The organism is Georgenia sp. SUBG003, from assembly GCF_000715355.2.
Taxonomy (GTDB): domain Bacteria; phylum Actinomycetota; class Actinomycetes; order Actinomycetales; family Actinomycetaceae; genus Georgenia.
Window position 1 is genome coordinate 4,217,366 of sequence record NZ_CP180204.1, and the last position, 23,337, is coordinate 4,240,702.

General features: G+C 64.6%; 26 protein-coding genes, 2 rRNA genes, 7 pseudogenes and 2 other annotated features. Of the genes and pseudogenes, 16 read left to right on the forward strand and 19 right to left on the reverse strand.

The genetic code is table 11. From position 1 onward, the window contains the following. Positions 1 to 225: 225 nt before the first annotated feature. A complete protein-coding gene (locus DA06_RS23280; protein WP_418606183.1) occupies positions 226 to 462 on the reverse strand; it encodes a hypothetical protein in 237 nt (78 codons plus the stop codon). A gap of 87 nt (positions 463 to 549) precedes the next feature. On the opposite strand from DA06_RS23280, the gene DA06_RS23285 reads away from it, so the two are divergent. After that, positions 550 to 852: a hypothetical protein gene (locus DA06_RS23285; RefSeq protein ID WP_418608391.1), complete on the forward strand. Its 303-nt coding sequence runs from the start codon at positions 550 to 552 to the stop codon at positions 850 to 852. A gap of 502 nt (positions 853 to 1,354) precedes the next feature. Beyond that, positions 1,355 to 1,594, forward strand: a complete 240-nt coding sequence (locus DA06_RS23290; RefSeq protein ID WP_418606184.1) for a hypothetical protein — start codon at positions 1,355 to 1,357, stop codon at positions 1,592 to 1,594. A 155-nt stretch (positions 1,595 to 1,749) separates the two neighbouring features. Here the strand turns inward: DA06_RS23290 and DA06_RS23295 are convergent, their stop codons facing one another. The 4 genes and pseudogenes from DA06_RS23295 to DA06_RS23310 form a co-directional block, all read right to left on the reverse strand. Further along, complete coding sequence (locus DA06_RS23295; protein ID WP_418606185.1) at positions 1,750 to 2,001, reverse strand: hypothetical protein; 252 nt, start codon at positions 1,999 to 2,001, stop codon at positions 1,750 to 1,752. Beyond that, positions 1,985 to 2,701 (reverse strand): DEAD/DEAH box helicase family protein, encoded by a 717-nt coding sequence (locus tag DA06_RS23300; RefSeq protein ID WP_043506314.1) that lies wholly within the window; start codon positions 2,699 to 2,701, stop codon positions 1,985 to 1,987. Before DA06_RS23300 ends, DA06_RS23295 begins: the two co-directional genes overlap by 17 nt. Beyond that, a pseudogene (locus tag DA06_RS23305) lies at positions 2,701 to 3,375 on the reverse strand (alpha-amylase family glycosyl hydrolase); the annotation flags it as partial. The gene DA06_RS23300 and the pseudogene DA06_RS23305, both read right to left, overlap by 1 nt. Continuing rightward, complete coding sequence (locus tag DA06_RS23310) at positions 3,333 to 4,205, reverse strand: ABC transporter permease subunit (protein ID WP_418606187.1); 873 nt, start codon at positions 4,203 to 4,205, stop codon at positions 3,333 to 3,335. The gene DA06_RS23310 and the pseudogene DA06_RS23305, both read right to left, overlap by 43 nt. Here DA06_RS23310 and DA06_RS23315 point away from each other — a divergent pair. From DA06_RS23315 to rrf (DA06_RS23325), 3 genes and pseudogenes are all read left to right on the forward strand, one after another. After that, positions 4,098 to 4,709 (forward strand): annotated as a pseudogene (locus DA06_RS23315) (AMP-binding protein); the annotation flags it as partial. The gene DA06_RS23310 and the pseudogene DA06_RS23315 overlap by 108 nt on opposite strands. A gap of 464 nt (positions 4,710 to 5,173) precedes the next feature. Then, a 5S ribosomal RNA gene (gene rrf / locus DA06_RS23320) occupies positions 5,174 to 5,301 on the forward strand. A 98-nt stretch (positions 5,302 to 5,399) separates the two neighbouring features. After that, positions 5,400 to 5,560, forward strand: a sequence feature (23S ribosomal RNA rRNA prediction is too short). Between the two features lie 19 nt (positions 5,561 to 5,579). Next, positions 5,580 to 5,842 (forward strand) — a sequence feature (23S ribosomal RNA rRNA prediction is too short). Positions 5,843 to 5,962: 120 nt separating this feature from the next. After that, a 5S ribosomal RNA gene (gene rrf, locus DA06_RS23325) occupies positions 5,963 to 6,079 on the forward strand. 20 nt (positions 6,080 to 6,099) lie between these two features. Here rrf (DA06_RS23325) and DA06_RS23330 read toward each other — a convergent pair. The 3 genes and pseudogenes from DA06_RS23330 to DA06_RS23340 all read right to left on the reverse strand — a co-directional run bounded on the left by DA06_RS23330 (position 6,100) and on the right by DA06_RS23340 (position 8,350). Continuing rightward, the gene (locus tag DA06_RS23330; protein WP_418606188.1) at positions 6,100 to 7,005 is read right to left on the reverse strand and encodes an AGE family epimerase/isomerase; all 906 of its coding nucleotides are present in this window, start codon (positions 7,003 to 7,005) and stop codon (positions 6,100 to 6,102) included. Positions 7,006 to 7,030: 25 nt separating this feature from the next. Then, positions 7,031 to 7,977, reverse strand: a pseudogene (locus DA06_RS23335) (cytochrome b); the annotation flags it as partial. A 178-nt stretch (positions 7,978 to 8,155) separates the two neighbouring features. Next, the gene (locus DA06_RS23340) at positions 8,156 to 8,350 is read right to left on the reverse strand and encodes a hypothetical protein (RefSeq protein ID WP_418606191.1); all 195 of its coding nucleotides are present in this window, start codon (positions 8,348 to 8,350) and stop codon (positions 8,156 to 8,158) included. A 540-nt stretch (positions 8,351 to 8,890) separates the two neighbouring features. Between DA06_RS23340 and DA06_RS23345 the strand changes: the two are divergent. Then, positions 8,891 to 9,184, forward strand: a pseudogene (locus DA06_RS23345) (CpaF family protein); the annotation flags it as partial. A 101-nt stretch (positions 9,185 to 9,285) separates the two neighbouring features. Here the strand turns inward: DA06_RS23345 and DA06_RS23350 are convergent. The 3 genes from DA06_RS23350 to DA06_RS23360 are packed head-to-tail and all read right to left on the reverse strand — an operon-like array spanning position 9,286 to position 10,443. Beyond that, complete coding sequence (locus tag DA06_RS23350) at positions 9,286 to 9,657, reverse strand: hypothetical protein (protein WP_418608393.1); 372 nt, start codon at positions 9,655 to 9,657, stop codon at positions 9,286 to 9,288. Then, positions 9,572 to 10,249 (reverse strand): substrate-binding domain-containing protein, encoded by a 678-nt coding sequence (locus tag DA06_RS23355; RefSeq protein WP_418606194.1) that lies wholly within the window; start codon positions 10,247 to 10,249, stop codon positions 9,572 to 9,574. Before DA06_RS23355 ends, DA06_RS23350 begins: the two co-directional genes overlap by 86 nt. Continuing rightward, the gene (locus DA06_RS23360) at positions 10,246 to 10,443 is read right to left on the reverse strand and encodes a LacI family DNA-binding transcriptional regulator (RefSeq protein ID WP_418605190.1); all 198 of its coding nucleotides are present in this window, start codon (positions 10,441 to 10,443) and stop codon (positions 10,246 to 10,248) included. Before DA06_RS23360 ends, DA06_RS23355 begins: the two co-directional genes overlap by 4 nt. A gap of 9 nt (positions 10,444 to 10,452) precedes the next feature. On the opposite strand from DA06_RS23360, the gene DA06_RS23365 reads away from it, so the two are divergent. The 3 genes from DA06_RS23365 to DA06_RS23375 all read left to right on the forward strand — a co-directional run bounded on the left by DA06_RS23365 (position 10,453) and on the right by DA06_RS23375 (position 13,316). Then, entirely contained in the window at positions 10,453 to 11,352 is a 900-nt protein-coding gene (locus tag DA06_RS23365) for a hypothetical protein (RefSeq protein ID WP_418606196.1), read from the forward strand. A gap of 172 nt (positions 11,353 to 11,524) precedes the next feature. After that, positions 11,525 to 12,100, forward strand: a complete 576-nt coding sequence (locus DA06_RS23370) for a sacsin N-terminal ATP-binding-like domain-containing protein (protein ID WP_418606198.1) — start codon at positions 11,525 to 11,527, stop codon at positions 12,098 to 12,100. A gap of 703 nt (positions 12,101 to 12,803) precedes the next feature. Then, complete coding sequence (locus DA06_RS23375; protein WP_418606199.1) at positions 12,804 to 13,316, forward strand: DUF4395 family protein; 513 nt, start codon at positions 12,804 to 12,806, stop codon at positions 13,314 to 13,316. Here DA06_RS23375 and DA06_RS23380 read toward each other — a convergent pair. Further along, a complete protein-coding gene (locus tag DA06_RS23380; RefSeq protein WP_418606201.1) occupies positions 13,250 to 13,600 on the reverse strand; it encodes a hypothetical protein in 351 nt (116 codons plus the stop codon). The genes DA06_RS23375 and DA06_RS23380 overlap by 67 nt on opposite strands. A 7-nt stretch (positions 13,601 to 13,607) precedes the next feature. Here DA06_RS23380 and DA06_RS23385 point away from each other — a divergent pair, with 7 nt between their 5' ends. Beyond that, a complete protein-coding gene (locus DA06_RS23385) occupies positions 13,608 to 14,216 on the forward strand; it encodes a metallophosphoesterase (protein ID WP_043506365.1) in 609 nt (202 codons plus the stop codon). Between the two features lie 411 nt (positions 14,217 to 14,627). After that, the gene (locus DA06_RS23390) at positions 14,628 to 14,975 is read left to right on the forward strand and encodes a hypothetical protein (RefSeq protein WP_418606203.1); all 348 of its coding nucleotides are present in this window, start codon (positions 14,628 to 14,630) and stop codon (positions 14,973 to 14,975) included. Between the two features lie 447 nt (positions 14,976 to 15,422). Here the strand turns inward: DA06_RS23390 and DA06_RS23395 are convergent. The 3 genes and pseudogenes from DA06_RS23395 to DA06_RS23405 form a co-directional block, all read right to left on the reverse strand. Beyond that, a pseudogene (locus tag DA06_RS23395) lies at positions 15,423 to 16,337 on the reverse strand (glycine--tRNA ligase); the annotation flags it as partial. Beyond that, positions 16,317 to 16,742 (reverse strand): annotated as a pseudogene (gene nadD, locus DA06_RS23400) (nicotinate-nucleotide adenylyltransferase); the annotation flags it as partial. The pseudogenes nadD and DA06_RS23395, both read right to left, overlap by 21 nt. A gap of 13 nt (positions 16,743 to 16,755) precedes the next feature. After that, positions 16,756 to 16,917: a hypothetical protein gene (locus DA06_RS23405; protein WP_418605328.1), complete on the reverse strand. Its 162-nt coding sequence runs from the start codon at positions 16,915 to 16,917 to the stop codon at positions 16,756 to 16,758. 81 nt (positions 16,918 to 16,998) lie between these two features. On the opposite strand from DA06_RS23405, the gene DA06_RS23410 reads away from it, so the two are divergent. The 3 genes and pseudogenes from DA06_RS23410 (at position 16,999) to DA06_RS23420 (ending at position 18,210) form a co-directional block, all read left to right on the forward strand. After that, positions 16,999 to 17,376, forward strand: a complete 378-nt coding sequence (locus DA06_RS23410; RefSeq protein ID WP_418606205.1) for a phospholipase D family protein — start codon at positions 16,999 to 17,001, stop codon at positions 17,374 to 17,376. A 191-nt stretch (positions 17,377 to 17,567) separates the two neighbouring features. Continuing rightward, positions 17,568 to 17,714: pseudogene (locus tag DA06_RS23415) on the forward strand (ATP-binding cassette domain-containing protein); the annotation flags it as partial. A gap of 37 nt (positions 17,715 to 17,751) precedes the next feature. After that, entirely contained in the window at positions 17,752 to 18,210 is a 459-nt protein-coding gene (locus DA06_RS23420; protein ID WP_418606206.1) for a XamI family restriction endonuclease, read from the forward strand. A 602-nt stretch (positions 18,211 to 18,812) separates the two neighbouring features. On the opposite strand, the gene DA06_RS23425 is transcribed toward DA06_RS23420, so the two are convergent. Next, complete coding sequence (locus DA06_RS23425; protein WP_043498039.1) at positions 18,813 to 19,181, reverse strand: hypothetical protein; 369 nt, start codon at positions 19,179 to 19,181, stop codon at positions 18,813 to 18,815. A 307-nt stretch (positions 19,182 to 19,488) separates the two neighbouring features. On the opposite strand from DA06_RS23425, the gene DA06_RS23430 reads away from it, so the two are divergent. Continuing rightward, complete coding sequence (locus DA06_RS23430; protein ID WP_418606207.1) at positions 19,489 to 20,073, forward strand: dTDP-4-dehydrorhamnose 3,5-epimerase family protein; 585 nt, start codon at positions 19,489 to 19,491, stop codon at positions 20,071 to 20,073. A gap of 1,159 nt (positions 20,074 to 21,232) precedes the next feature. Here DA06_RS23430 and DA06_RS23435 read toward each other — a convergent pair. Beyond that, a complete protein-coding gene (locus DA06_RS23435; RefSeq protein WP_418606208.1) occupies positions 21,233 to 21,436 on the reverse strand; it encodes a hypothetical protein in 204 nt (67 codons plus the stop codon). Positions 21,437 to 21,906: 470 nt separating this feature from the next. Next, on the reverse strand, positions 21,907 to 22,188 hold the full coding sequence (locus DA06_RS23440) for a hypothetical protein (protein ID WP_418606209.1): 282 nt from the start codon (positions 22,186 to 22,188) through the stop codon (positions 21,907 to 21,909). 327 nt (positions 22,189 to 22,515) lie between these two features. Here DA06_RS23440 and DA06_RS23445 point away from each other — a divergent pair, with 327 nt between their 5' ends. After that, entirely contained in the window at positions 22,516 to 22,914 is a 399-nt protein-coding gene (locus DA06_RS23445) for a cupin domain-containing protein (RefSeq protein ID WP_418606210.1), read from the forward strand. Between the two features lie 126 nt (positions 22,915 to 23,040). Here the strand turns inward: DA06_RS23445 and rpsQ are convergent, their stop codons facing one another. Further along, positions 23,041 to 23,334, reverse strand: coding sequence for a 30S ribosomal protein S17 (gene rpsQ / locus DA06_RS23450; RefSeq protein WP_043506413.1), 294 nt, complete (start codon positions 23,332 to 23,334; stop codon positions 23,041 to 23,043). Positions 23,335 to 23,337 lie beyond the last annotated feature (3 nt).

Below are 23,337 nucleotides of genomic sequence, written 5' to 3' on the forward strand. Positions count from 1 at the left end.
TGTCCGGCTGAGGACGTGCTCCGTCCGCCCGGGTACGCCGGGGGTGCCGGAGGTTCCGGCGGTCACGGAGCAGCGTCTCGTCGACCCGGGACAGCCCTACGTTGCGCCGACGGTCCAGCAGATTCACCACGAGGCCGAGTACACGACCGTGCACCACCCGGCCGTGTACGAGACCGTCCAGCACCCCGCCGTGTACGAGACCATCCACCATGACGCGGTGATCCGCTACGAGTTCCGCCAGAAGAACGGGAGCGCCACGCGGTGGGAGATCGATCCCGACTGGAACTCGGAGAGCAACTCGAGCAGCGTCGGCTGGGAGGCCACCGGTGTCAGCGAGGTGCTGCAGGACGCCTGGGTCGAGCAGAGGCTCGTCAGCGCGGCCTGGGAGGAGGAGATCCTCGTCACCGCGGCGTGGGACGAGCAGGTGCTCGTGAAGGAGGCGTGGGTCGAGGAGGTCCTCATCGACCCCGGCCAGGAGTACGTGCCGCCGACCTACGAGACGATCGTCGTCACGCCGTATCAGCCCGCCGTGCCCGCGCTGCCGGACGAGTGGGGCACCGAGCTCGAGTACACCAGGCGCGCGTCACCCAGGAAGCGCTGCCCGAGGTCACCTTCCTGGGCGAGTGGTACCGGCGCATCGCCCGCCGGCGAGGCAAGAAGCGCGCGATCGTGGCGGTCGGCCGTTCAATTCTCACCATCATCTGGCACCTGCTCAGCGACCCGCAGGCCCGGTTCACCGACCTCGGCCCGGACTTCTACGACTCCCACGTCAACCACAACCGACCCATCCGCAACCACGTCCACGACCTGGAGAACCTCGGCTACAGGGTCACGCTCGAGAAGGCCGCCTAACCGCCCCGCCGACGCACCTCGCTCGATCGGCTCGCCTGAATTTCGGGTTAGGTCGTAGGTCACCTCGACGCTCTCGGCCTAGAGTTCCTTCGCGGCGGGAGGGGGCAAGCCATGTTTCTACATCACGGCAGCGAAAAACGCCCGCCTGACAGCTTGGAGCGCGCGTCACGCTTAGGAAAGACTCGGCCGCGTTCACGCTTAGGAAAGACCCGACCGCGGCCCTATGATGACCATGGATGCCTTGGCCAGCGTGTGTGCCGCTAGGTCATGGAGTACTGGCTTGGTCCGCAGCTGGAGTGAATTGTTTCCGTGGGTTGTGCTTGTCGAATGTTCGGTGGACTGTAAGGTGTGGCGCAACGCAGTCCCAGCGAGCGTGACCAGTTTTGGCGTGCGGCCTGAGTTGGTTCGCAGTCTCTAATCGCTCCAAAACATTGATGGAAAGAACGAACGAAGGTCGAGAGGTTTCGCATGAGAACCCAAGCTGCCAATCGTCGAGAAGTCGATGGTCTTCATCGATCTGGCTCTTGATGGCGTCGAGCAGCTTCGAGATGTGCAGCAGGAGCGGCGCTGGCCCGCGGAGGCTCGGCGAATCGCGTCCGAAATCTGCAGTGTGGTGGCGAAGGACTGGAACTCACGCATTGATACGACCGAGGCCGAACAGATTGCGCCGCTGGAGATGAACAGAACCGAGGTTCTGACCGACCTCAACGGCCCGCGTCACATCACCACAGCCTCGAGTTGATCGTCAGCGAACTCACCGATCTGCTGAGTCGACTCGAAAATCTCCAACTAACGCCACAGATCGAAGGGCTTAGCGAACACACTCCAGCGCCCGTCGAGTGAGTGCAACGGCGTTGGGAAGTGGTCGCTAGTCATCCCTAATACTTCGCCCTAAATTCATCGGCTGGTCGACCACAGGTAGTCGAAGTGGCTGAAGGCGAGTTGCTCTCCGTACTCGTTGACGTTGTCCGCGACGTTGATGATGTCCACCAGCTCTGAGCCGCCGTTTTTGGGGCCACGCAATCCGCGCCCGATCATCTGCTGATACAGGTTGGGACTCCACGTCGGCCTAGTTACGTAGACGGCCCTGACCTCCGGGGCATCGAAGCCTGGGTGAGCACGCTGTAGTTCGTCAGGCTCGTAGTTCACGCGCACGGAATCGCCGGACCACATCCCTCCGGTACGCCGCCTTGGTGGCTCCCGAGACAGCGGCGGCCGGTACACCGGCATATGCGAGCTGCGCCGCCAGCGACTCGGCGTTCTCCACCGACGTTGCGAACAGGAGCACGGTCCAGTCCTCGGGCAGATCCACGATCGACTGGACGATCCGCTGGTTCCTGGCCAGGTCCTGCCCGAGTCGCTGCTCGACCCCCTTCGGAAGAAGCCGGCGATCCTGGAGCTCGGTCAGTTCCTGATAGTTCAGGCTGAGCTCGCTTCCGTCGAGGACGCGCTGGTTCACCCGCGCAAGGATGCCCTTGTCCTGCAGGGCGCGGTACATGTCGCCGTCGAACGCCCCCTTCTCAAGACGGTTGTCGTCGTAGCGCCGCACCAGGCGGTGCGTCTCCGCCTCGTTCGTGCCACGGAAGGGCGTTGCGGTGAGCCCAAGGAGGAGGCGGCGCTCCCGCCGGGACCTACCTCGGCCGAGCCAGTCGAGGACGGCGGTGTACATGGGCGCCACTGAAGTGTGCGCCTCGTCCACGACGACCATGTCGGCGCCCGTGAGCCACTGGTAGGACGGTGACGACTGCGCGTTCATCAGCGTCTGCGGTGTCGAGACGACGACCTCGGCCGCCTCCGGGTGCTCGGCGATGGTGTTGCTTCCCCAGAACCGGCTGATGCTCAGGGTCATGTCCCGGTGAGCCGGCTGGCGAACTCGCCCAGGGTCGAGGGCTCGCCGCGCCAGAGTCGCGGACCGTGTCGCGGTACTTGCCGTTCCACTCCGACCAGAGCGGGGGGAACCCGCCCACCTCGGTACCCGCCCTCGCCGACGTCCCACGGCTCGGCGATGAGCTTGACCTGGGAGATGACCGGGTCCTGCTGGATGATGTCGAAGAACGCCGACAGCCGGTCGACCTCGTGCAGCTCACGGGCCAGCGTCGAGGCGAGGTCGAAGCGGAAGCCGTCGACGTGCATCTCCTCGATCCAGTACCGCAGCGAGTCCATGATCATCTGCAGCGTGTGCGGGGAGCGCATCAGCAGGGAGTTGCCCGTACCGGTGGTGTCGAAGTAGTGCGCCTCGTCGCCGTCCACGAGGCGGTAGTACGCGGCGTTGTCGATCCCCCGGAAGGACAGCGTGGGGCCGAGGTGGTTGCCCTCGGCGGTGTGGTTGTAGACGACGTCCAGGATGACCTCGATGCCCGCCTCGTGCAGCGCCTTGACGAGGGTCTTGAACTCCTGGACCTGCTCGCCGCGGGTGCCGTAGGCGGCGTAGCCGTTGTGCGGGGCGAAGAACCCGATGGAGTTGTAGCCCCAGTAGTTGCTCAGGCCCTTCTCCTGCAGGTGGGGGTCGTTGACGAACTGGTATCAGGAAGAGACGATCGACAGGCGCTGGCCAGGCCGTAGTTCTTGTCCGCCGTGCCGTCGAGTCCGGAGATCGAGTAGACCATCGAGATGAGGATGTCGGTGTGCCCGATGGGCACGGAGGCGTCAGCCATCCGTGGCCCGCCGCCGGTCAGCATGTAGATGAGGTTGAAGTTGAAGTTGAACGCGAAGGAGGAGATCAGCAGCGGCGCGGTGGAGACCATGAGCAGCGGGAGCACCACGGAGCGCCACGTCCGGAACCTGCTTGCGCCGTCGATCTTGGCCGCCTCCAGGACGTCCTTCGGGATCGACTGGAGGGCACCGGTGCAGATCAGGAACATGTACGGGAAACCCAGCCACAGGTTCACCCCGATCACCGAGAGCTTCGCCAGCCACGGATCGGTGAGCCACGGGATCTCGGCGCCGCCGAGGAGCACCGAGTTGACGAAGCCGAAGCGCCGGTTGAGCAGCCCCGACCACAGCAGGGCGGCGAGGAAGCCCGGGAAGGCGTAGGGCAGGATCAGCAGCGTCCGGTAGATCTTGCGCCCGCGGACCCTCTCGTCGTTGAAGACCATGGCGAGGAAGAGCCCGAGCAGGAAGGTCGTCACCACGGACAGCACGGAGAAGGCGAGCGTCCACAGGAGCACCTGCAGGAAGGGCCCGGAGTAGCGGGTGTCGCCGAACGCCGTGGCGAAGTTCTCGAGGCCGACGAAGACCTTCCAGAGCGGACCGGCCAGGAGGTCGCGTGGACGGAGGGCCGGGACAAGAGGTGGACCGACCTGCTGGCCGCCGCCTCGCCGGAGCACACACCGGTCGCCGTCGGGGCGGAGCACCCGCTCTACATCCTCTACACCTCCGGGACCACCGGGAAGCCGAAGGGCATCCTGCACACCACGGGCGGGTACCTCACCCAGTCGGCGTTCACCCACAAGAACGTCTTCGACCTCAAGGCCGAGACCGACGTCTACTGGTGCACCGCGGACATCGGCTGGGTCACCGGACACAGCTACGTCACCTACGGCCCGCTGGTCAACGGCGCCACCCAGGTGATCTACGAGGGCACGCCCGACACCCCGGACAAGGACCGGTGGTGGGAGATCGTGGAGAAGTACAGGGTCTCGATCCTCTACACGGCCCCGACGGCGATCCGCACGTGCATGAAGTGGGGCGCGGAGTACCCCGAGCGCCACGACCTCTCCTCGCTGCGCGTGCTGGGCTCGGTGGGCGAGCCGATCAACCCTGAGGCCTGGGTCTGGTACCGCAGCACCATCGGCGGCGGGAGGACGCCGGTGGTCGACACGTGGTGGCAGACCGAGACGGGCGCGATCATGATCTCCGTTGGGCTGTTCGCCCATAAGCGGTACGCGAGCTGGGTTTAGACGTCGTGAGACAGTTCGGTCCCTATCCGCTGCGCGCGCAGGAAACTTGAGAAGGGCTGTCCCTAGTACGAGAGGACCGGGACGGACGAACCTCCTGGTGTGCCAGTTGTTCCGCCAGGAGCATGGCTGGTTGGCTACGTTCGGAAGGGATAACCGCTGAAAGCATCTAAGCGGGAAGCCTGCTTCAAGATGAGGTTTCCACCACCCTCGTGGTGGGAAGGCCCCCAGCAGACCACTGGGTTGATAGGCCGGACGTGGAAGCGCGGCAACGCGTGGAGCTGACCGGTACTAATTGGCCGACAACTTGCCACAACACCAACACGTGTTGGAAGAAACGAAGAGTGCTACGCGTCCACTGTGCGGTTCCCGAGATACGCACCCCCGACCGCGGCCGGGTCGGCGCACCGATATCTCCATAGAGTTACGGCGGTCACAGCGAGGGGGGAAACGCCCGGGTCCCATCCGAACCCCGGGAAAGCCTAAAGCCCCCTCAAGCCGCCGATGGTACTGCACGGGAGACTGGTGTGGGAGAGTAGGGACACCGCCGAACACCCATCCCAAGAATGCCCCTCACCAACCCGGTCGAGGGCCACTTTCCTGGTGGGCTTGTGGAAGCGCCGTCGCTCAACGGATAAAAGGTACCCCGGGGATAACAGGCTGATCTTGCCCAAGAGTCCATATCGACGGCATGGTTTGGCACCTCGATGTCGGCTCGTCGCATCCTGGGGCTGGAGTAGGTCCCAAGGGTTGGGCTGTTCGCCCCATTAAAGCGGTACGCGAGCTGGGTTTAGAACGTCGTGAGACAGTTCGGTCCCTATCCGCTGCGCGCGCAGGAAACTTGAGAAGGGCTGTCCCTAGTACGAGAGGACCGGGACGGACGAACCTCTGGTGTGCCAGTTGTTCCGCCAGGAGCATGGCTGGTTGGCTACGTTCGGAAGGGATAACCGCTGAAAGCATCTAAGCGGGAAGCCTGCTTCAAGATGAGGTTTCCACCACCCTCGTGGTGGGAAGGCCCCCAGCAGACCACTGGGTTGATAGGCCGGACGTGGAAGCGCGGCAACGCGTGGAGCTGACCGGTACTAATTGGCCGACAACTTGCCACAACACCAACACGTGTTGGAAGAAACGAAGAGTGCTACGCGTCCACTGTGCGGTTCCCGAGATACGCACCCCCCGACCGCCGGGTCGGGCGACCGATATCTCCATAGAGTTACGGCGGTCACAGCGAGGGGGAAACGCCCGGGTCCCATTCCGAACCCGGAAGCTAAGCCCCTCAGCGCGATGGTACTGCACGGGAGACTGTGTGGGAGAGTAGGACACCGCCGAACACCCATCCCAGAAATGGCCCTCACCACCCGGTGAGGGCCATTTCTGCATCCCAGGGCGCCATCATCCCAAGGGCTATCGGGATTACCTCAACGCCACGGAACCGGTACGGGGACAGGCGGCGCTCGAGTGGCGCAGTGGCTCGGCACCTCGAGGGGCCACACATCGGCATTCCGGTGATGACCGGGATGAAGCCTTCTGATCCGTCGGTCGCCCAGCCGTCGGCGACCGCACGGTCAAGCGAGACGGCGGCCGCCACGAGCCCCGGCGGAGCCGCGTCGCCTAGCGTGGCGTCAGTTGCCACAAGGAGCCTTGCCCATTCGAGTCCATGACCGACGGTGGCGCCGTAGGGCCGGAAGGGGTCTGCCGGCTTGTCCTTGTGATGCTCGAGCATCGGAGCCCAGTCGGCGTCGAAGTGCTCGGGGATCCGCCATGCGTTGCCGGCTGCCCATGCGGCTACCTTCGCGGCGATCCGTCCAGCTCGGTGGTGCCAGGTGCGCTCGCCTGTCACGTCGCCCGCTGCCAGGTAGGCCTCCACCGTGTGCATGTTCGAGTTGACGCCACGATATGGGTCAAGCGCGTTCCACGTACGGTCCCACTCCTCTACGACTAGTCCGGCCGCCTCGTCCCAGAAGTACCGGTCCTGGACGTCGAGCGCCTCGGTGAGCAGCTCCGTGGCCGCCTCGATACCTGCTGCGCGCGCGGAACTCGCGGCGAGCACGACGAATGCGTGCCCGTATGCCTGCTTGGTGGGGGAGACCGCTCCGTCGTCCACGGCGGCGTACCAGCCACGGTACTCGCCATCGTGGAGGGGGCCGAGCAGTGCACGGATCCCATGCGTGGTCAGTTCACGCAAGCTCTCCCGGTCCGGACCGCCGGCACTAGGTTGTTCGTCGGCCAGCAACCCGAGGCTGAACACGTGGGTCATCCGGCAGGTGATGTAGAGCTCGACCGAACGCCCACGTGATGTCGTTGATCGACAGGTCGAAGTGGGTCGCGATGATGTCGTTGGCCCCTGCCAGGACCAGGATCAGGAACGCGCCGAGCCACGCGACACCGAGGGCGGTGCGCACGGGCACGTTGCGAGGCCGGTCGAGCACGTGGTGCTCGCGCACGTCGTTGGTCGCCGCCCGCTCGAGGAACGGGGTAGAGCGCGATGAACGTGAACAGCAGGCCGGGGGACGACGACGCCGGGGGACGAGGATGTTGAGCGACAGCGTGTAGCCGCCGATGACGACCTCCCAGTTGGGCATGAGGCGCAGCCCGCCCTCGAGGAAGAGCATGTACCAGTCCGGCTGGGCGCCGCGGAAACGGGGGGAGGGGTCGTACGGACCGTAGTTCCAGACGTTGTTGATCGCGATCAGCGCGCCCATGAGGGCGATGAAGCCGAAGACGATGAAGAAGTAGCCGGCCATCTTCGCCACGTACACGGGGAACGCGGGGTACCCGACGACGTTGTTGTCGGTGCGGCCGACGCCCGGGTACTGGGTGTGCTTGTGGACGACCATCAGGATCAGGTGCACCGTCACGAGCGCGATGATCAGCCCCGGGACGAGCAGGATGTGGACCGTGAACAGGCGCGGGATGATCTCGGTGCCGGGGAACTCCCCGCCGAAGAGGCCGTAGCTGAGGTAGGAACCGATGATCGGGATCGCTTGGCCACGCCGTCGGCGATGCGCAGACCGTTGCCGGACAGGACGTCGTCGGGGAGCGAGTAGCCGGAGAATCCGGCGGCCAGGCCGAGGATCATCAGGGTGAAGCCCACGAGCCAGTTGATCTCACGCGGCTTGCGGAACGCACCGGTGAAGAAGATGCGCATCATGTGCGTGACGATCGCCGCCATGAACAGCAGCGCGGCCCAGTGGTGCATCTGCCGCATGAGCAGGCCACCCTTGACCTCGCACGTATTGCGCACGCGCCGCATCAGCAAGGCCGAAGAGGCGGTATCGCGTGCCTTGCTCTTTGCCGCTGCCGGGCTGAGCAACAAGTGGGCCGGTACCGACGGATGCGCCGCGGCGGCTGGGGCGCTCCGCGACTTACACCATTCTCTATGGCCGACAGGGCCAAAGCTGCAACCTTCAGATTCCGGGTCCGTGGCAGCAATCGGAGTTCGCCAGCAGCGGCGGCGGCTGTCCATCGTTCACGTGAAACGCGGCGTAGAGCCAGAGCGCATCAAAAGCGGCAAGCGCGGAATAGAGTTCGAAACAGGTGTTGTTAGCAACTTCAGTTGAACCTCGTCGGTTCGCGGTCAGCGCTTCGAAGAGTGGCAGCAAGCCTCTTGATTAGGGGATCAGGGACGAACTATGAGGCCAGCAATACGCAGGCGCTGAGAGTCGTGCGCCGGGTTCTTACACTCGGGCGTTCACGTGAAACGAACGGCCCTAAGTTTAAAGCGGCAACACGCGCGGCGATGGTGCCGACCACTCGTTCCCACAGGAAGGTCCTCGATACTGCGACGTCCGTGAGCCGCAGCGCAGTGTCCCAGCCGTAAGAATGGCACTCTTCCACAACGCTCAGGTGTTCACCTGCCTACTGCCCATACTCGAGTGTCGCCCACTGAACTTCACCCGTTTCAAGCGAAAGGATGGTGAGCTCTGATCGATTGGTGCCGGTAAGCGCCAGCAGAATTTTCAGGCACAATCGCGGGCGCCCCAGGCGTCGCTGTTAATGAGCCGGCGCCTGCGAGCTGGCTACAGCGCTATGGCAAGGTTCAGGGCTATGGAAAGGTTCAGGCACCCTATACACCACTTCACGTGAAACGGAAATCGAACGTTGCCTTGCCTTGAGGGGGGGCTGTGGGGCCAGCTAGAACGCGGGAACAAATCGCCTCCGCGGTCGACCTGGTCGTGCAGCTCAGCCGACTGCGCGACGGCACCCGTCGAGTCACCGCCGTCACCGAGGTCCAGGGGATGGAAGGTCAGACGGTCACGCTCCAGGACGCGTTCGTGTTCGACTACTCCGCAGGCGTCGACGTTAACGGGAGGTTCCTCGGCCGCCCTATTCCCACAGGGATCCGTCCGCGGTTCACGGACAAGTTCGACGAACTCGGCATCAAGGTGTCGCCGCACATCTTCGGTGTACCTGGCCCCCAAGGCGGCTTCCGATGATCCAATACCTCATGACGCCCGCCGGCGTCGGTACCTGTTTGATTGCCCTCGCGCTCGCCACACTGGTCTATGCGGCGATCTCTCCCGGACAGGTCCGCCTTTCACTCGAACGTCGCCGCCTGAACGTGGGACATGGCAGCGGCGCCCTCGCAAGGGGAGCTACGGCGGCTACTGGGGCGATCGGCAGAGTTCTCGAGCGCAGAGCCGACGTCGGAGCGGACACGATCCTGCAGCGGGCAGGAGTGAAGACTCGACCCCAGGATTTCGTCTTTCTCGTCGGCATAGGGGCTCTCGTCGCGGCCACGCTCGGCCTCCTGGCCGGAGGGCCGTTGCTGGCCGTGCTGCTGGCGGCCTTCGGCCCGATCCTTGTGCGGTTGGTTCTCGCCCTTATGGTCGATCGCCGGAAAGCCGCCTTCGCGGATCAACTGGACGACTCGCTGCAGTTGATGGCCGGTGCACTGCGTGCCGGCCACAGCATCCTCCAGGCATTGGACTCAGTCGCAGCCGAGTCCGAGGAGCCCACGTCAGAATGCCATCCGGTGGCTCCGGCAGGGAAAGCAGCCGTTCGGTCGCGGTGCGCCCACCGTCCACGCGAAAGTTCCCGTACGCGAGAAGGTCGTCTGACGCGTGCAGCCCTGCAGCCGTGAGTTCCCGCCGCCACACCTCGGCCCGGGTCCGGGCGGTCAGTGTTTTGGCCGGACCGGTTACGCAAGCGATGCGCGTACGACCCGCCTTGATGAGGGCTGTCACAGCCCTGCGAGAGACCGCGTCGTTGTCCAGAACGACCTGATCAACGTCTTCCCTCACCGTGCGGTCCACCACCACGACTGATCCGATGGAGCCCAGTACCGACTCCAACGACGTCGTCTCATCGGCTGGGCAAATGATGATGCCCGCCATCCTGTCGCTCATTGCGATGCGCAGGTATTGAGACTCTTTATCAATGTCGTCGTCGGAGTTGCACATCACGACGGAGTAGCCATGTTGCTGGGCCACGTCCTCGACCCCACGTGCCAGCGAAGTGAAAAAGGGATTCTCGATGTCAGGAAGGATTAGGGCGATCACCTCGCCAAGCGTCGGCGGAGAGTGCGGGCTGTCCTGTTGGGTGAGTAATTCAACTCTTCGGCGGCCGCGCGCACTGCGTCCGCTAGATCAGGGCGCACGGACTTGCCGTTGATCACCCTGGAGACAGTCGCGGTCGAGACCCCGGCACGCGCCGCCACGTCCACGATCGTCGCGACCGCCACCTTCGTGTTCATCTTCAGCCCGTGCCGGCACTGCTGCACGCGCCTGCGCTTTCCACCAGCTGGGATGTGCCGAAGAACAGGCGCCTCGTGTCGCCGAGCATTCGTGTAGCCACAGATTCGATGATTTCATCATGGCAGAGAGACTTGAGCCTCAGTCATCGTGGGTTCAACGTTGAAAGAATATGGGTAGTCGTGCACTTCAACGGCGTGGAACCTGATCTCGGCAGGAAGGATTATCCGCCAGAAATTGTAGAGCTGCTAAACCTGCTCGAGGATCCTGTGGCTGACGATGTTGCCAAGCAGTCTGATCCCTTCCTGATCCCGACGAGCACGTCGGGCCGCGAGATAGACTACGAGGCACCCAACCTAAAAGCTCAGTCGCGGCTCGCGAACCCCTTCCCTATAAACTCGGAGGCTGTTCGACTGTCGTATTTGTCGGAGCCAATGGAAGAGCAGGATGTGGTCGCACTGTTCAATGAGCTGCGCGGCGAAGGGCTGCTTTCCCAGTTCGAGCCCGTTTTCTTCAGTGGTTCATACGTTTACGACTCCTATCTTCGTTACAATCCAGCGGCGGTCTCGGAAAGGATCGAGGCAGTGCTGCCGGGCAACACGGCCGCCCTCCCTAACCGGCTTCGAGAGGGTGTTGCTGAGTTCAAGTTTCGGGCGCACGATCTACTGCCCAATATTGTGCGTGAATTGAAGCAGTGGTCAGAAATCCGATGGCTCGTGTGCTGGACGGCTGCGACGACCAGCAGGACGCAGGGTGGCCTTACCATGCATGTTTCCGAGGTGGCTGAGGGTGACGACGCCTATGCTGGAGTCACGCATATTGCCACTCTTGACGCAGCAGGAGAAGCGGTTATACATGTGGTGGCTCTGAAGACACTTCTGCAAAAGCTAGGGGCCTGGCCTGTCATGTGACGTTACGCCGCTCATGAGTTTTCGCGCTTCTCTACAGGCGTGGCCTTTTGCAGTTGACGAAAGTTGCGGTTCTGAGACAACCGGAAACTCCGAAAATCGAGCAATGGTCGTTCGTATTTGGTATTGATGGCGGAGCCGGCCTCCAGCCGGGAATACCGTCATGGGAGACGCAATGGCCAGTTGGGCCCGGCCGGGCGAGGGCCTTGGATGGCTCGTCGAGGACATGGCAGAACGCTGCCTGAACGTCTACCGCGAGGCTCCGTTGCGTGTCGAGGAGGACGCTCAGCAGGAGATTGCGGCGGCCGAGGGCGGGTACGGGCGCAAGCAGATCAACGAGCTCGTCCAGAACGGTGCCGACATGATGCTCGGCACGGGGGGACGGGTCATGGTCGTCCTCTCGGAGGACTGTCTCTACGTCGCCAACGAGGGCGAGCCGTTCCGCGAGAGCGGCGTCGAGACCTTGCTCTCGGCCCACATCTCCCGCAAGAGAGGCGAAGAGATCGGGAGGTTCGGACTCGGCTTCAAGTCGGTCACCGCAATCTCCGGCGCCCCGCAGATCTTCAGCCGAACGGTCTCGTTCGGATTCGAACGCGCCACCGCCGCCGGCAGGATCCGCGCCGTCGTCCCTGAAGCACCGAGGATTCCGCTCCTGCGGCTTGCCTCGGTCCTGGACCCGTGCGAGTGGGCGGAGTCGGACCCCGTGCTGGACGAGCTCATGGGGTGGGCAGCGACCGTGGTGCGATGCTGACGGCAAGGCCGAGTATGTGACAAGACAGCGCACCTTCGCCTCAAAGGCAGCGGTCTTGCGCAGCCGGCTCGCCAATGTCTGCCAAAGTCTGCTGCAAGAGACGTGAAGCCGGGGCCATAACGCCGTCCGTGCAGGTCCCCACCTCCCAGGCGCAGCCACTCCTAGGGGAGGCGCAAGCTGCCCCAAGTAAGAGCACGTCCCGGCGCGGCCAACGGACGCCCGAACCGACCGGAACATGGTCGTGGGCATTCGCGGTGGTCAGTCGCTCGCCAACGCCGCCGTTGACCGCTCGCCACGAGACTCTGGCGCGAGCCACGGCAAAACGGAACCGACGAGTTCGGGAGGCACTAAGTTTTTCCCGAAAATGCAACTACTGCCGACCAGTATCGCAAGCACAGGAGTCCAGGATGGACGAGAAGGTCCGACGCGCGCTCGAGGTACTGGCTCTGAAGCCAGGCGCGACGGTTGCCCAGATCCGCACGGCCCAGCGACAGTTCGCGCAGGTCTACCATCCTGATCGGTTCCCTGATAACCGAGGCTTAGCGGAGGCCGCGGAGGACCGCCTGAAGGAAGCGAACCAGGCAGCCACGCTGCTGTTGAAACTCGGCACCGGATCGCCGCGCTCCGAGAACGGCTCCCAAGAACGTCCACCCACTTCGCCGCGACCAGCCCCGGACTCGACGCAGAGCAGAGAGATACCGAGATGGCCACTGTCAGCGCATTCACCGACAGGAACCTGAATGGCCAGGGCTTCGGTTACCTCGACCAGGAAGCTAAAGCCCGCTACGCGCTGCCGCTGCGGTTCACCCCGGCGGTGTGCGTCATCCTGATCACCATCGGACTGATCCTGCAGTCGCCCGCCTGGCTGGCCTGGTTGGTCCCCATCGGTCTGAGCGGGGCGCTGTTCCCCCGGGGCATGATGGTCGACGTGGTGTACAACTTCGGCGTCCGCCACCTCTTCCACGCCCCTAAGCTGCCGCCCACGCCGGACCCCCGACGGTTCTCGTACCTGATCTCCACATCCCTGACGGCCGGTGCGGCCCTCTCCTTCCAGTACGGGCTACCGGTGCTGGGGTTCGTCCTGGGCGGGGCGGTCATCGTCGGTGCGACGATCCTCGCCACGACGCTCTGGTGCCTCGGGTCGTGGATCTACCGGATGCTCTTCGACCCTCGCGACCCCCGGGTCCGTCCACGGGCCGAAGCGGGTGTGTCGTAGGGCCGTTGTGCTGTCGATGTTGTGGAGCCTTCGGCCCGGTCACGCAGGTTGAGCAGCATCTTGCGCATCATCCAGATGTCGCCGAACTCGAGCAGCGCGGAGAACAGGATGGCCGGGGAGAGCCACCGGTAGCGCGAGCGCACCCGGGTGATCACCCGGGTGCGCCCGTCCTGTCTCGGGTCGAGCTGCCACGTCCACGTGGTGTCCCCCGGGGTGCCCCAGATCATGGAGGACGGCGGGTCCATCGAGTGCACCCGGATGCCGTGGCGGCCGTCCGGGCTCAATCCTACTGTGAACGTCGAGCTAGCATTCATAGGTGACGTGCATGGCAACCTGCGTGCGCTTCGAGGTCTCTGGGATGTTCTCGTCCACCGTGACGTGCCGCATATGGTCTTCCTCGGTGATTACATCAACAAGGGCGCACGATCTGCCGACGTCATGCAGGATCTGATCTCGCACGCTGAAAGCGGACGCGCCACGCTGCTCGCTGGTAACCATGAGACAGCGCTTCTCGACGCGTTGGACCGGCGTGACTTGAGCGGCTTCCTCAAGATGGGTGGCGCAATGACCATCCGTTCCTACGTTGGTGGGCGAGTTGAGGCCGACGTCCTTCGCCACTTCATAACCAGCTTCCCCCCTCAACACTTCGAAGCACTTCGCGCCATGCCAACGACTTATGAGACCAAGGACCTGATCGCGCAGCACGTCCCCCCGAGGTCACCAACGCCCAAGTTCTGTGTCAGCGCGCACCTGCCAGTCGGGGACCTGCCTCGCATCGGGCACCGCTCGGCCCACTTGGACACCGGCTGCGGGAGTGACTCGGGGCGGCTGACCGCGCTGCTGTGGCCCTCGCGGACCCATGTCCAGGTGGACAGCAACGGCACCGAGATCACCGGCTGAAGTGATTGGGAGGAGTCAGTCGGGTAGGTGGTCGAGAAGCCATTGCGCCTTCTCGGCGCCTCGGGCATCCCCCATCGACTCATTGAGTGCGAGGCAAGCTCGCGCATGTGCTCCCGCGTCGGCGCGTCGGCCCGCCTCTCGACAGCATTGAGCAAGTACCAGTAACGAGATGGCTTACTGCCGCACGCTCACCGGCCGTTCTCCCTGTCCCGTCAGGCAAAGTCGGACGCCGCGCCTCTGCGAGAGGAGGAGGCGACACTTCGTCAGCGTCTGGACGAACTCGCCACCGATCGGGCCGAAGGACTCATCACCCGCCAGCAGATGGTTACAGGGACCGAGCACATCCGTGCCCGCCTGGAAGTAATTGAGGCGGAGTTGGCTGAGATTGGAGACGTGTCCCAGGACGGTGAAATGAGCATCGCCGAGGTGGCGGATCACTTCTTCGAACTCGACACCGACCGCCAGCGGCAAGTGATCACGCAACTGTTCCCGTCCATCAAGGTTCACGGAAGAGGGCGAGGCGTGCGCACCTGGCAGCGGGGGGAAGTCGAGTTCGACATTGCGCCGTGGCACGGAGGCAAGCGGAAGTTCGAACTGCCGGACGGCACGACGGTCGAAGGCGAGGAGGCGGGAGACGACCTGACCTTCCTTGGCGTGGTCGACATCATGATGCAGACCTGGGCCGACCGCAGAGACCTCAGCGCGGAGGTCTGGGCTGAGGAGCCGCGAACGGGAGTTGTCGCAGCAGCTGGGCGCTGAAGACTCCGCGTACCACCCAACCCACAAGGGATGCCCCCTGGCCACGATGGCTGGGGGCATTCGCGTTCTGTGAGTCGGATCACGTCCTTGTGGGGGTGACCGCGCTCAGCGCCTGCGTAGCGAAAGGTTCAACAGCCACGGGGAATCGTCACGCCACATCCCTCACCTGCGATTAAGACGTTTAACACGGATGAGGTCAAACAATGACCCGAGACAAGGTTAAACGAACCTTCCACGCCGACTTTCACATTGAGTGACCGTGGTTACATTGACGGCGGTATCCACGTCCTGCCAAGGTTTATTTCGCAAAGACCCGAGATGGCCGGGTAGTCAGTTCCGATCGGATGCTGGCATGAACGAGAATTTGCTTGGAGGGAATGGTGGTGCGCTGGTGACTGGTAAGTCAAACAAAGACCTGTGTGCTCCAGGACTGGACCGCAATAGAACGAAGCTGAGGTCCTGACCGGAGTGCGAGGCGTGGGTCGACAGGTCGAAGTCCGTGCGGTTGGCGATGCCCTCGAGCTCTCCCCACTCGCTGCCCTGGAACCCGAACCTGTACTCGATGTCCACCGTGCGCTTGGAGTAGTGGGAGAGCTTCTCCTGCGGGTGCTCGTAGTGGCGCAGGTTCTCGCGGGAGATGCCCAGGTCCGTGTACCAGTCGGTGCGGGCGTCGATCCAGTACTGGTGCCAGTTCTCGTCCGTGCCCGGCTCGACGAAGAACTCCATCTCCATCTGCTCGAACTCACGGGTGCGGAAGATGAAGTTGCCCGGCGTGATCTCGTTGCGGAAGGACTTGCCGATCTGCCCGATGCCGAACGGGGGCTTCTTCCGGGCCGAGGTCATCACGTTGTTGAAGTTGACGAAGATGCCCTGCGCGGTCTCGGGCCGCAGGTAGTGCAGCCCGGACTCGTCCTCGACGGGGCCGAGGTAGGTCTTGAGCATCATGTTGAAGTCGCGCGGCTCGGTCCACTGCCCCCGGGTGCCGCAGTTGGGGCACGCGATGTCGGCGAGACCGTTCTCCGGCGCCCGCCCCTTCTTCTCCTCGTACTCCTCCTCCATCTGGTCGGCACGGAAGCGCTTGTGGCAGCTGAGGCACTCGGTGAGCGGGTCCGTGAAGACGCCGACGTGCCCGGAGGCCACCCAGACCTGCCGCGGGAGGATGACGGAGGAGTCGATGCCGACGACGTCGTCGCGGGAGGTGACGGTCGCACGCCACCACTGGCGCTTGATGTTCTCCTTCAGCTCCACGCCGAGCGGACCGTAGTCCCACGCGGACCGGGTGCCGCCGTAGATCTCACCGGAGGGGTAGACGAATCGAGTACGTAGCTGTACTCGATCGTGCCCCGGCCGGGTGACACCGATGAAGTGCGCCAGCGACCACAGCTCGTCGGCGTCCTTCCACGTGAGGATCTGCGGGAGCACGTCCGCACCGGTGATGAAGAAGAGCTCCGTGTCGGGCAGTTGCACCCTGAGCTCGCGCAGCGTGTCGATCGTGTAGGTCTTTCCCGGCCGGTCGATCTCCAGCCTGGAGACGGTGAACCTGGGGTTGGACGCGGTGGCGACGACCGTCATGAGGTAGCGGTGCTCGGCCTGGGTGACGTCGCGGTCCTCCTTGAACGGCTGCTCGCCGGTGGGGACGAAGATCACCTCGTCCAGCGAGAACGACTCCAGGACCTCGCTCGCGGCGACGAGGTGTCCGTGGTGCACCGGGTCGAAGGTGCCACCCATGACACCGACCCGACGCTTCGTCCGCGCGCCCCACGCCATCGCAGCGGCGGGGTCAGTGACGCGTGTGGACGTTACGGAACGCGTACGTCACCAGGAGCAGGAAGATGAAGACCGCCAGGGTGATCGCGCCGAGGACGTACGGATTCACGGCCGCACCGGCGGCCTCGGCGTGCTCCGCCTCCTGGGCGGCGAACATCATGAGCGAGCTCTTCACGGGGTTCCCTTCCACCGGACCTGCGAATGTCTGGGGGACAGTCTTGCACGGAGTCGTCGAGGCCGGGCGCCGCCCGCCCGCGTGGCACGCGTCGCTCCCGCCGCTGGGCCTGCCGGCTTCACGAGCCTCCCCGCCAGGCGACCGACCGGCGGCGCGAGCGATCGACGCGAGATCGAGCAGGTGCTGACCGAGGCCGACATCGAGCTGCGGGAGCTCGGCAGCGGCTCGTCCCTGCCGGGGCGGATCCACTCCAAGTACCTCCTCGTCGACGGCGCCACCGGGCAGGAGTCCGCGGGCCGGCTCGTGCTGACCGGCAGCCACAACTACACCCACACCTCGCTGTACCGGAACGACGAGACCCTGCTCGAGCTGCGCAGCAAGGCCGTGTACGAGCAGTACGAGGACAATTTCGAGACGATGTGGGACGCCGCGGGGGCCGCCGAGGTGGTGCTGCGGTAGCCGAAGGGTGGCATCACCTGGTCGTCTGTTTCGACCCTGAGTCATCGGCGCGGACCCTCAGGGGAGAAATCAGGCGCATCCCCGATCCGCAGACAGCGCGGTCCGAATTGACTGAGTCCCGACAGCACCGGTGCGCACGAGCGGCTGCACGACACCGCCGTAGGCCTGGGACCGACGACAGAGGGCTCAACATGATTGAGGCACGCAACCTCACCAAGCGGTACGGCGCGAAGACCGCCGTCAACGGCATCAGCTTCACCATCCCGCCCGGCACCGTCACCGGCTTCCTCGGTCCGAACGGTGCGGGCAAGTCCACCACCATGCGGATGATCGTCGGCAGCGAAGTTCGCGGAAGCGACTGCCGATGCCATCCGCGTGGTGATCGACCCCGTACGGTTTCCGTGGGTAGAGGCTGGTGGTGCGCCCACCACAGCGGAGCGAGATGCCGCCATCCTCTCGACTTCCCTTCTCTGGGCGCAACAGCTCGCAACAGAGCGGCGCGGCGAGGCATCGACACGACAGGAGGCGGCGACCGCGCAAGCACTGGCGAATGCTGGGCTCTCTCTCGATGTAGCGCGAAGCCCTATTCAGTTCTTCGATGACATGGCGCGAGGGACCTACTCAAAAGAGCGCAACATTGCCAAGGCAAAGTGCGACGTCCCCGCCCGCTTGCACGACGGCCGTTTGCTGGCCATCGAATGCAAGGTAAGTAACGGCCCGAAGAACAGTTGGAAGCGAGTGAATCGCGAAGTCGGAGGCAAGGCCACTGACTGGCGCGAGCAGTTCGGCACGCACATGCTTACCGCGGTGGTCCTGGCCGGCGTTTTGACATGAGATGCCTTGAGACGGCCCAGGACTCGGGCGTCATTCTGTTCTGGGAGCATGACCTGACTCCGCTTGCCGAGTTCGTGTCCCAGACGGCCTGACACAGCGCGTCCTGTGGATCGCCTCGCCATGTTTGGTGAGGTCCAGGGGAACGCATGTCTCAACGGACTTGTAGCGTTCCTCCTGTGGAAGAAATCTGGGGAGCGGTCCTCGGCGGCGTCATTGGCGCCGCTGTAGCGGCTGGGGTTGCACGGTACTCAGTCGCAGAAGAACGTCGCACCGGTGAACTGCATCGCCGCAACGAGATGTTCGGTGAAGTCATCGCAAAGTTTCATGCCGTAGACCAACTCTCGCCAACCGCGCGGTGTGCTCCTTCCGCGCTCTCCGTGCCCTTAGCGCCGGCCGCACCGGCCGCCGCCGACCAGTTTTCGCGGACCGTTCGCGCGAGGACGTGGACGTCACTCTCGCTCAACGGGGTCTTCTTCGCTGCTCGCTCCCCTCGCGGTGCCACTCTCAAGCCCCGTCCCCTCCACCGGCAGCAGCATCACGCTGCCCCTCTATCTTCTGGATCGCAGCCATCTGGCGCACTGCCGAAGTCCGCGAGATGAGGGTCACCACCGCACCAACGGTTCCTGCGATGACGAGGACCGCCCAGAGCAGGAGGGTGCCCCGAGGAAGAAGACTCCACTGATGACGAATGCCGCTATCAGTATCAGCGGGCTGATCACGACCATGAGGAAAGCCCCCGGAAGTGGAGAACGAAGAGCGATCACGCTCTTGGGGTCTTCGACGACGTAGCCCTTCCGCCGGCGGAGTATTTCCAACGGGATGATGACGAGGACGCCAAGGAGAAGGAAGAGGGAATGCACCCACATGAGCGTCAGGCTCAGCGCCACAGCTGCGCCTAACACGGCGAAGTACCACCACGGAGGGAGGCGCGGATCGGCGGCGGCAGCGGCCCGCTCCTCATCGTTTCTCACCCGTACGGACGATACGCACGGTCCGGCGCCAGTGTGGCGGAAATTGCCACACCTCGGCGACGCTCGGTTCTAGGGTTCGATTGTGCAGACCGCTCTCGGTGCCGCCTCGCGCCGTGTTGCGGTATGCATGGGCACGGCATGCACAGGCACTATGTCTCCCCCGGGTCGCTTGTGGCGGTGAGCCGCGCGTCGCGCACGCGTCCGTTCCAGACAACATGGTATCGAAACCAAGGAGTAACACGCCGGGCTGACCGGGTGTCGACCCGGTCACTAGTTGGCGGCCTCGTAGGCCCGGAATGGGGGAATGGTGAACTTCAACGAACTGCGGGTAGCAGGAAGTTGGGAGGGTGTCCCGTCCGTCCGGAGTGACTCACGCGGTAGCTTCTTCGAGATCGGGCTGCTCGGTGAGAGGTTCCCCGCGCCGGAGTTCGGTGTCACGCAGCTCCACGGCCTCGTCTCCAGAGCGGGAGTCCTGCGAGGCTTCCACTTCTCCGACGGAGAGGCCGGGCAGAGCAAGTACGTCACGTGCGTCAGAGGTCGCGTGTGGGACGTGGTGCTGGACGTCCGGTCGGGCTCCCCCACGTTCGGCCGCTGGGACGCCGTCATGCTGGACGACCAGCGGAGCCGGACCGTGTTCGTGCCGCCCGGCGTCGCTCACGCTCTCGTGTCGTTGCAGGACGACTCGACCCTCCTGTTCGCGTGCTCGCGCCCGTCCGGGTCGGTGGAGGAGACCGCACTCGACGCTCTCGACCCGGCACTAGCAGTTCCATGGCCGACGCACGACAGTGCAGGCCTTCCTCTGAGGATCGTCCGGTCACCTCGCGACACCGGGGCGGCGAAGCTCGCCGATCTCGCGCAGGCGGGGCATCTGCCGCATTACGCGACTCCGTGACGGTACAAAGCCGAGCATGGCCGTACGCATAGGATCGTGGCTCATGACGGAGAACGGACGCTCGTGACCCACCGTCCCTCCCACGCTTCGCCACGTGGCCGTGCGCGACGGGCGCGGAGACAGCGGCTCCACGGCTGGGTGTACGCACTGGTCGGAACTCTTGGTGGTGCCGCGCTCGCCGCGATGCTTCTCGCGCTGGTCGCACTGTGGGATGCGCGAACGGCTACGTGGAACTGCGTGCCGCCGCTGACAACGTCAGCACGCTCCAGTGGCGTACGCCTCGACACGCCACGTCCTGAGTGGGTCAGGTTCTTTCCAGTCGGCTTCCGGGCACTTCCGAAGCACCGACAGTTCGAGAAGTACCAGGTCGTCCAGTTGCTCGCCCACCGCGGATCTACGGATCGGCGCCAAGAGAGTTTCAAGCCGAACCTGGACTCTATGGTTCTTGGGCCGGTAGTTGACTCGCAGTGGCACGTGGCGACGGCGGTGGGAGGTCCTCGGCGACCTCGCTGGCGAAACCACAACCTGTGCACTGCACCGAGCTGCTAAGAGCGCTGGTCAGGCCGCGCCGTCACTGGGGCTCATCAAGCCCTCCGTCCAGGATCTGATCATCGAGGACAATCCTGCCTACATCCCCGGCGGTAGTACGCAAATCGATGTCGATCTCTTCGGCACCGAGCGGGAGGTCCTGGAGGCAACCCCGTTCATCGCGAGGTACAAATACTTCTGCGCAGAGCCGGGATGCCGTGGCCACGAGCAGCAGATTGTCGACTGGGAGTCTGGCCAGTCGCACGTCGCAACCTTGCGTCGCACTCGCCCGACGAGGCCAAGAAACTTCACAGAGAAAAGTTTCTTGATGAGATGTGCGGCGCAACAAAGATACATACTTCTTTGTCGGGAACCAGCATCAGCATCCTCGATCATTCCTAGTGCTGGGTGTCTTCTGGCCCAAACGGTACACGCGACCGCATCCGGCACTGGCGTTCTAGGCAGACGCCCGCTGTTCGAGGTCCATCGCGGCGCGGATTACGAGGCTCCGGTGGCAGCATTCATTCTCGGCCTCGAAACACAGGACGATGACTGGGCCTGGGGCGGAGAACTCGACGAGATCGCGGAGCGCGTCGCGTGTCGAGCCCGCGCGGTACCTAGAACCTCCGCGTCAAATCGCTGCTGGGCCGCTCTTCGACCGGAGAAGCGCGGAGTCGGGGAGCTGCTGGGTGAGCACCTCACCCCAGCCGTCCGGAAGGGTATCCACCAGAACTTCGGTGGCGGCGGTGTGAGCATTGTCGACGCTTGCCGCACCCGGAACCGCGCCGAGCACAACCGTCATCACCAGGCTCTGCGACTTCTCGCCGAGCAGCATCCCCAAAGACGAGCGGCTGTGCCCGAGCGACGTCGTTCACTTCGATACCGTGAAGTTCCGCGACGGCAAGGACGTACAGCGCGCTCGTCTCGTAGAAGAAGAGCAGGTCGGCAACTCCGAGGCCGAGGGCGACCGGGATGCCGACGCCCGGGATCGCTGCCGATGCACCGACCCCCCGTGCTGGCGGTTGTCACTGTGGTGACGTAGCGGCGGTCGAGCTCCTTGAGAATCTCCGTGGCGGAGGCGTCAGGCTTGTCCCGACGAAGCGACTTCAGGTACTCGATCACCACGGGGCGCTGCACCGAGATGGCTTTGTAGATCTGGGACTGGAAGCCCTCGGTCTGGGCCGCGCCCCTGGCTTTGTCGACGAGTGCACCCGGCGCCACCCCGTCAGTCGCGGGGGCATAAGTCAGTTCGGTGTCAGTCATTGGGCTCCCCGCTCGTGCATGGGGCGCCCAATCAAGGGCGCCCTAGTGATCTGACGATCGTTCCACCGTGCACTCCGCGTCGTACGAGTTTTGGACGAGGATGTTGGAGTAATTCGTGCGTCGGCGTGAGAGGCGGGCAGGGGCGCCCATAGGGGTCAGGAGTCGAGGAGGGTGGCGCACCCCGCGGGTGAAGCCGTCCGCGGTGACGTCGCCGAGCATCAGGCGCTGGAGGATGAACCCCGGGATGAGGCCGACCATGGCCTTCGCCGCGTCCTCCGGGTCCGCGTCAGCGCCGAGGTGGCCCGCCGCCTGGTAGCGCCGCATTACCTCCACCCACTGCTCGCGCAGGTGCCTGACGCGCGGGCTCAGGCTTCGCGACGAGGTCTCCTCGGCCCAGGCGTCCGCAGCCTGAACGTCTTCTTCACGCGACCGCAACCGGGTCGCTCGACGACGCCGACAGGTCGGCCGCCGTCCCGGCGTGAGCTCGCCGTCGCCTCTCTCGCGTCGGGCTCCGCCGTCGTCCCCGGTGCTTGCTACCACCCTGCCTCCCGGCGAGCTCCGCCGTCGTCCCTGCTGCTCCGGCTGCGGCCGAGGCGGCCCTGCGAGAAGGTGGGACGACGCCGCACAGCACCACGATCGAGGAGGAGACGCATGACGATCCACCACTGGTCCCGCGAGGTCGAGCCTGAGGTGTCCCAGGACTTCCGGCGCGTGCTCTGGACGGGGGAGCACAGCCAGCTCGTCATCATGACCATCCAGCCCGGGGGTGAGATCGGCGAGGAGACGCACCCGGACAACGACCAGATCCTCAGCTTCGTGTCCGGGTCCGGCAAGGCAGTGATCGAGGGCGAGGAGCAGTTCGTCGCCGCCGGGGACATCGTCGCGGTGCCGGCCGGCACGAGGCACAACTTCGTGAACGTGGGCCCGAGCCCCCTCGTCCTGTACACGATCTACGGCCCGGCGCACCACGCGGAGGGGGCCGTGCACGCCACCAAGGAGGAGGCGGACGCCAAGGAGGAGGCCGGCGAGGACGAGCCGCCCCAGGGCTGACCGCCGGCAGGTGAGCACGAGCCGGCCTGCCAAGATGGCCCCATGAGTCTGACGATCGGTTACGCAGCGTGCCGGTTCTCGGCGGGCCGAGCCTGGCCGAACGGATGGGGGGCTGGGAGGCCGGTGCTACTTGGCCTTCTCGAGGACCTCGACCACGCGGTAGCGCTTGGTGGCCGAGAGCGGGCGGGTCTCCATGATCAGGACCAGGTCGCCGATACCGACCTCGTTGGCCTCGTCGTGCGCCTTCACCCGCTCGGTGCGGCGGATGACCTTGCCGTAGAGCGCGTGCTTGACGCGGTCCTCGACCTCGACCACCACGGTCTTGTCCATCTTGTCGCTGACCACGTACCCGCGGCGCGTCTTGCGGAAGTTGCGGTCCAGGTCGGCCTCGGGGGCCGTGGACGTCGTGTTCTCGCTCACTGG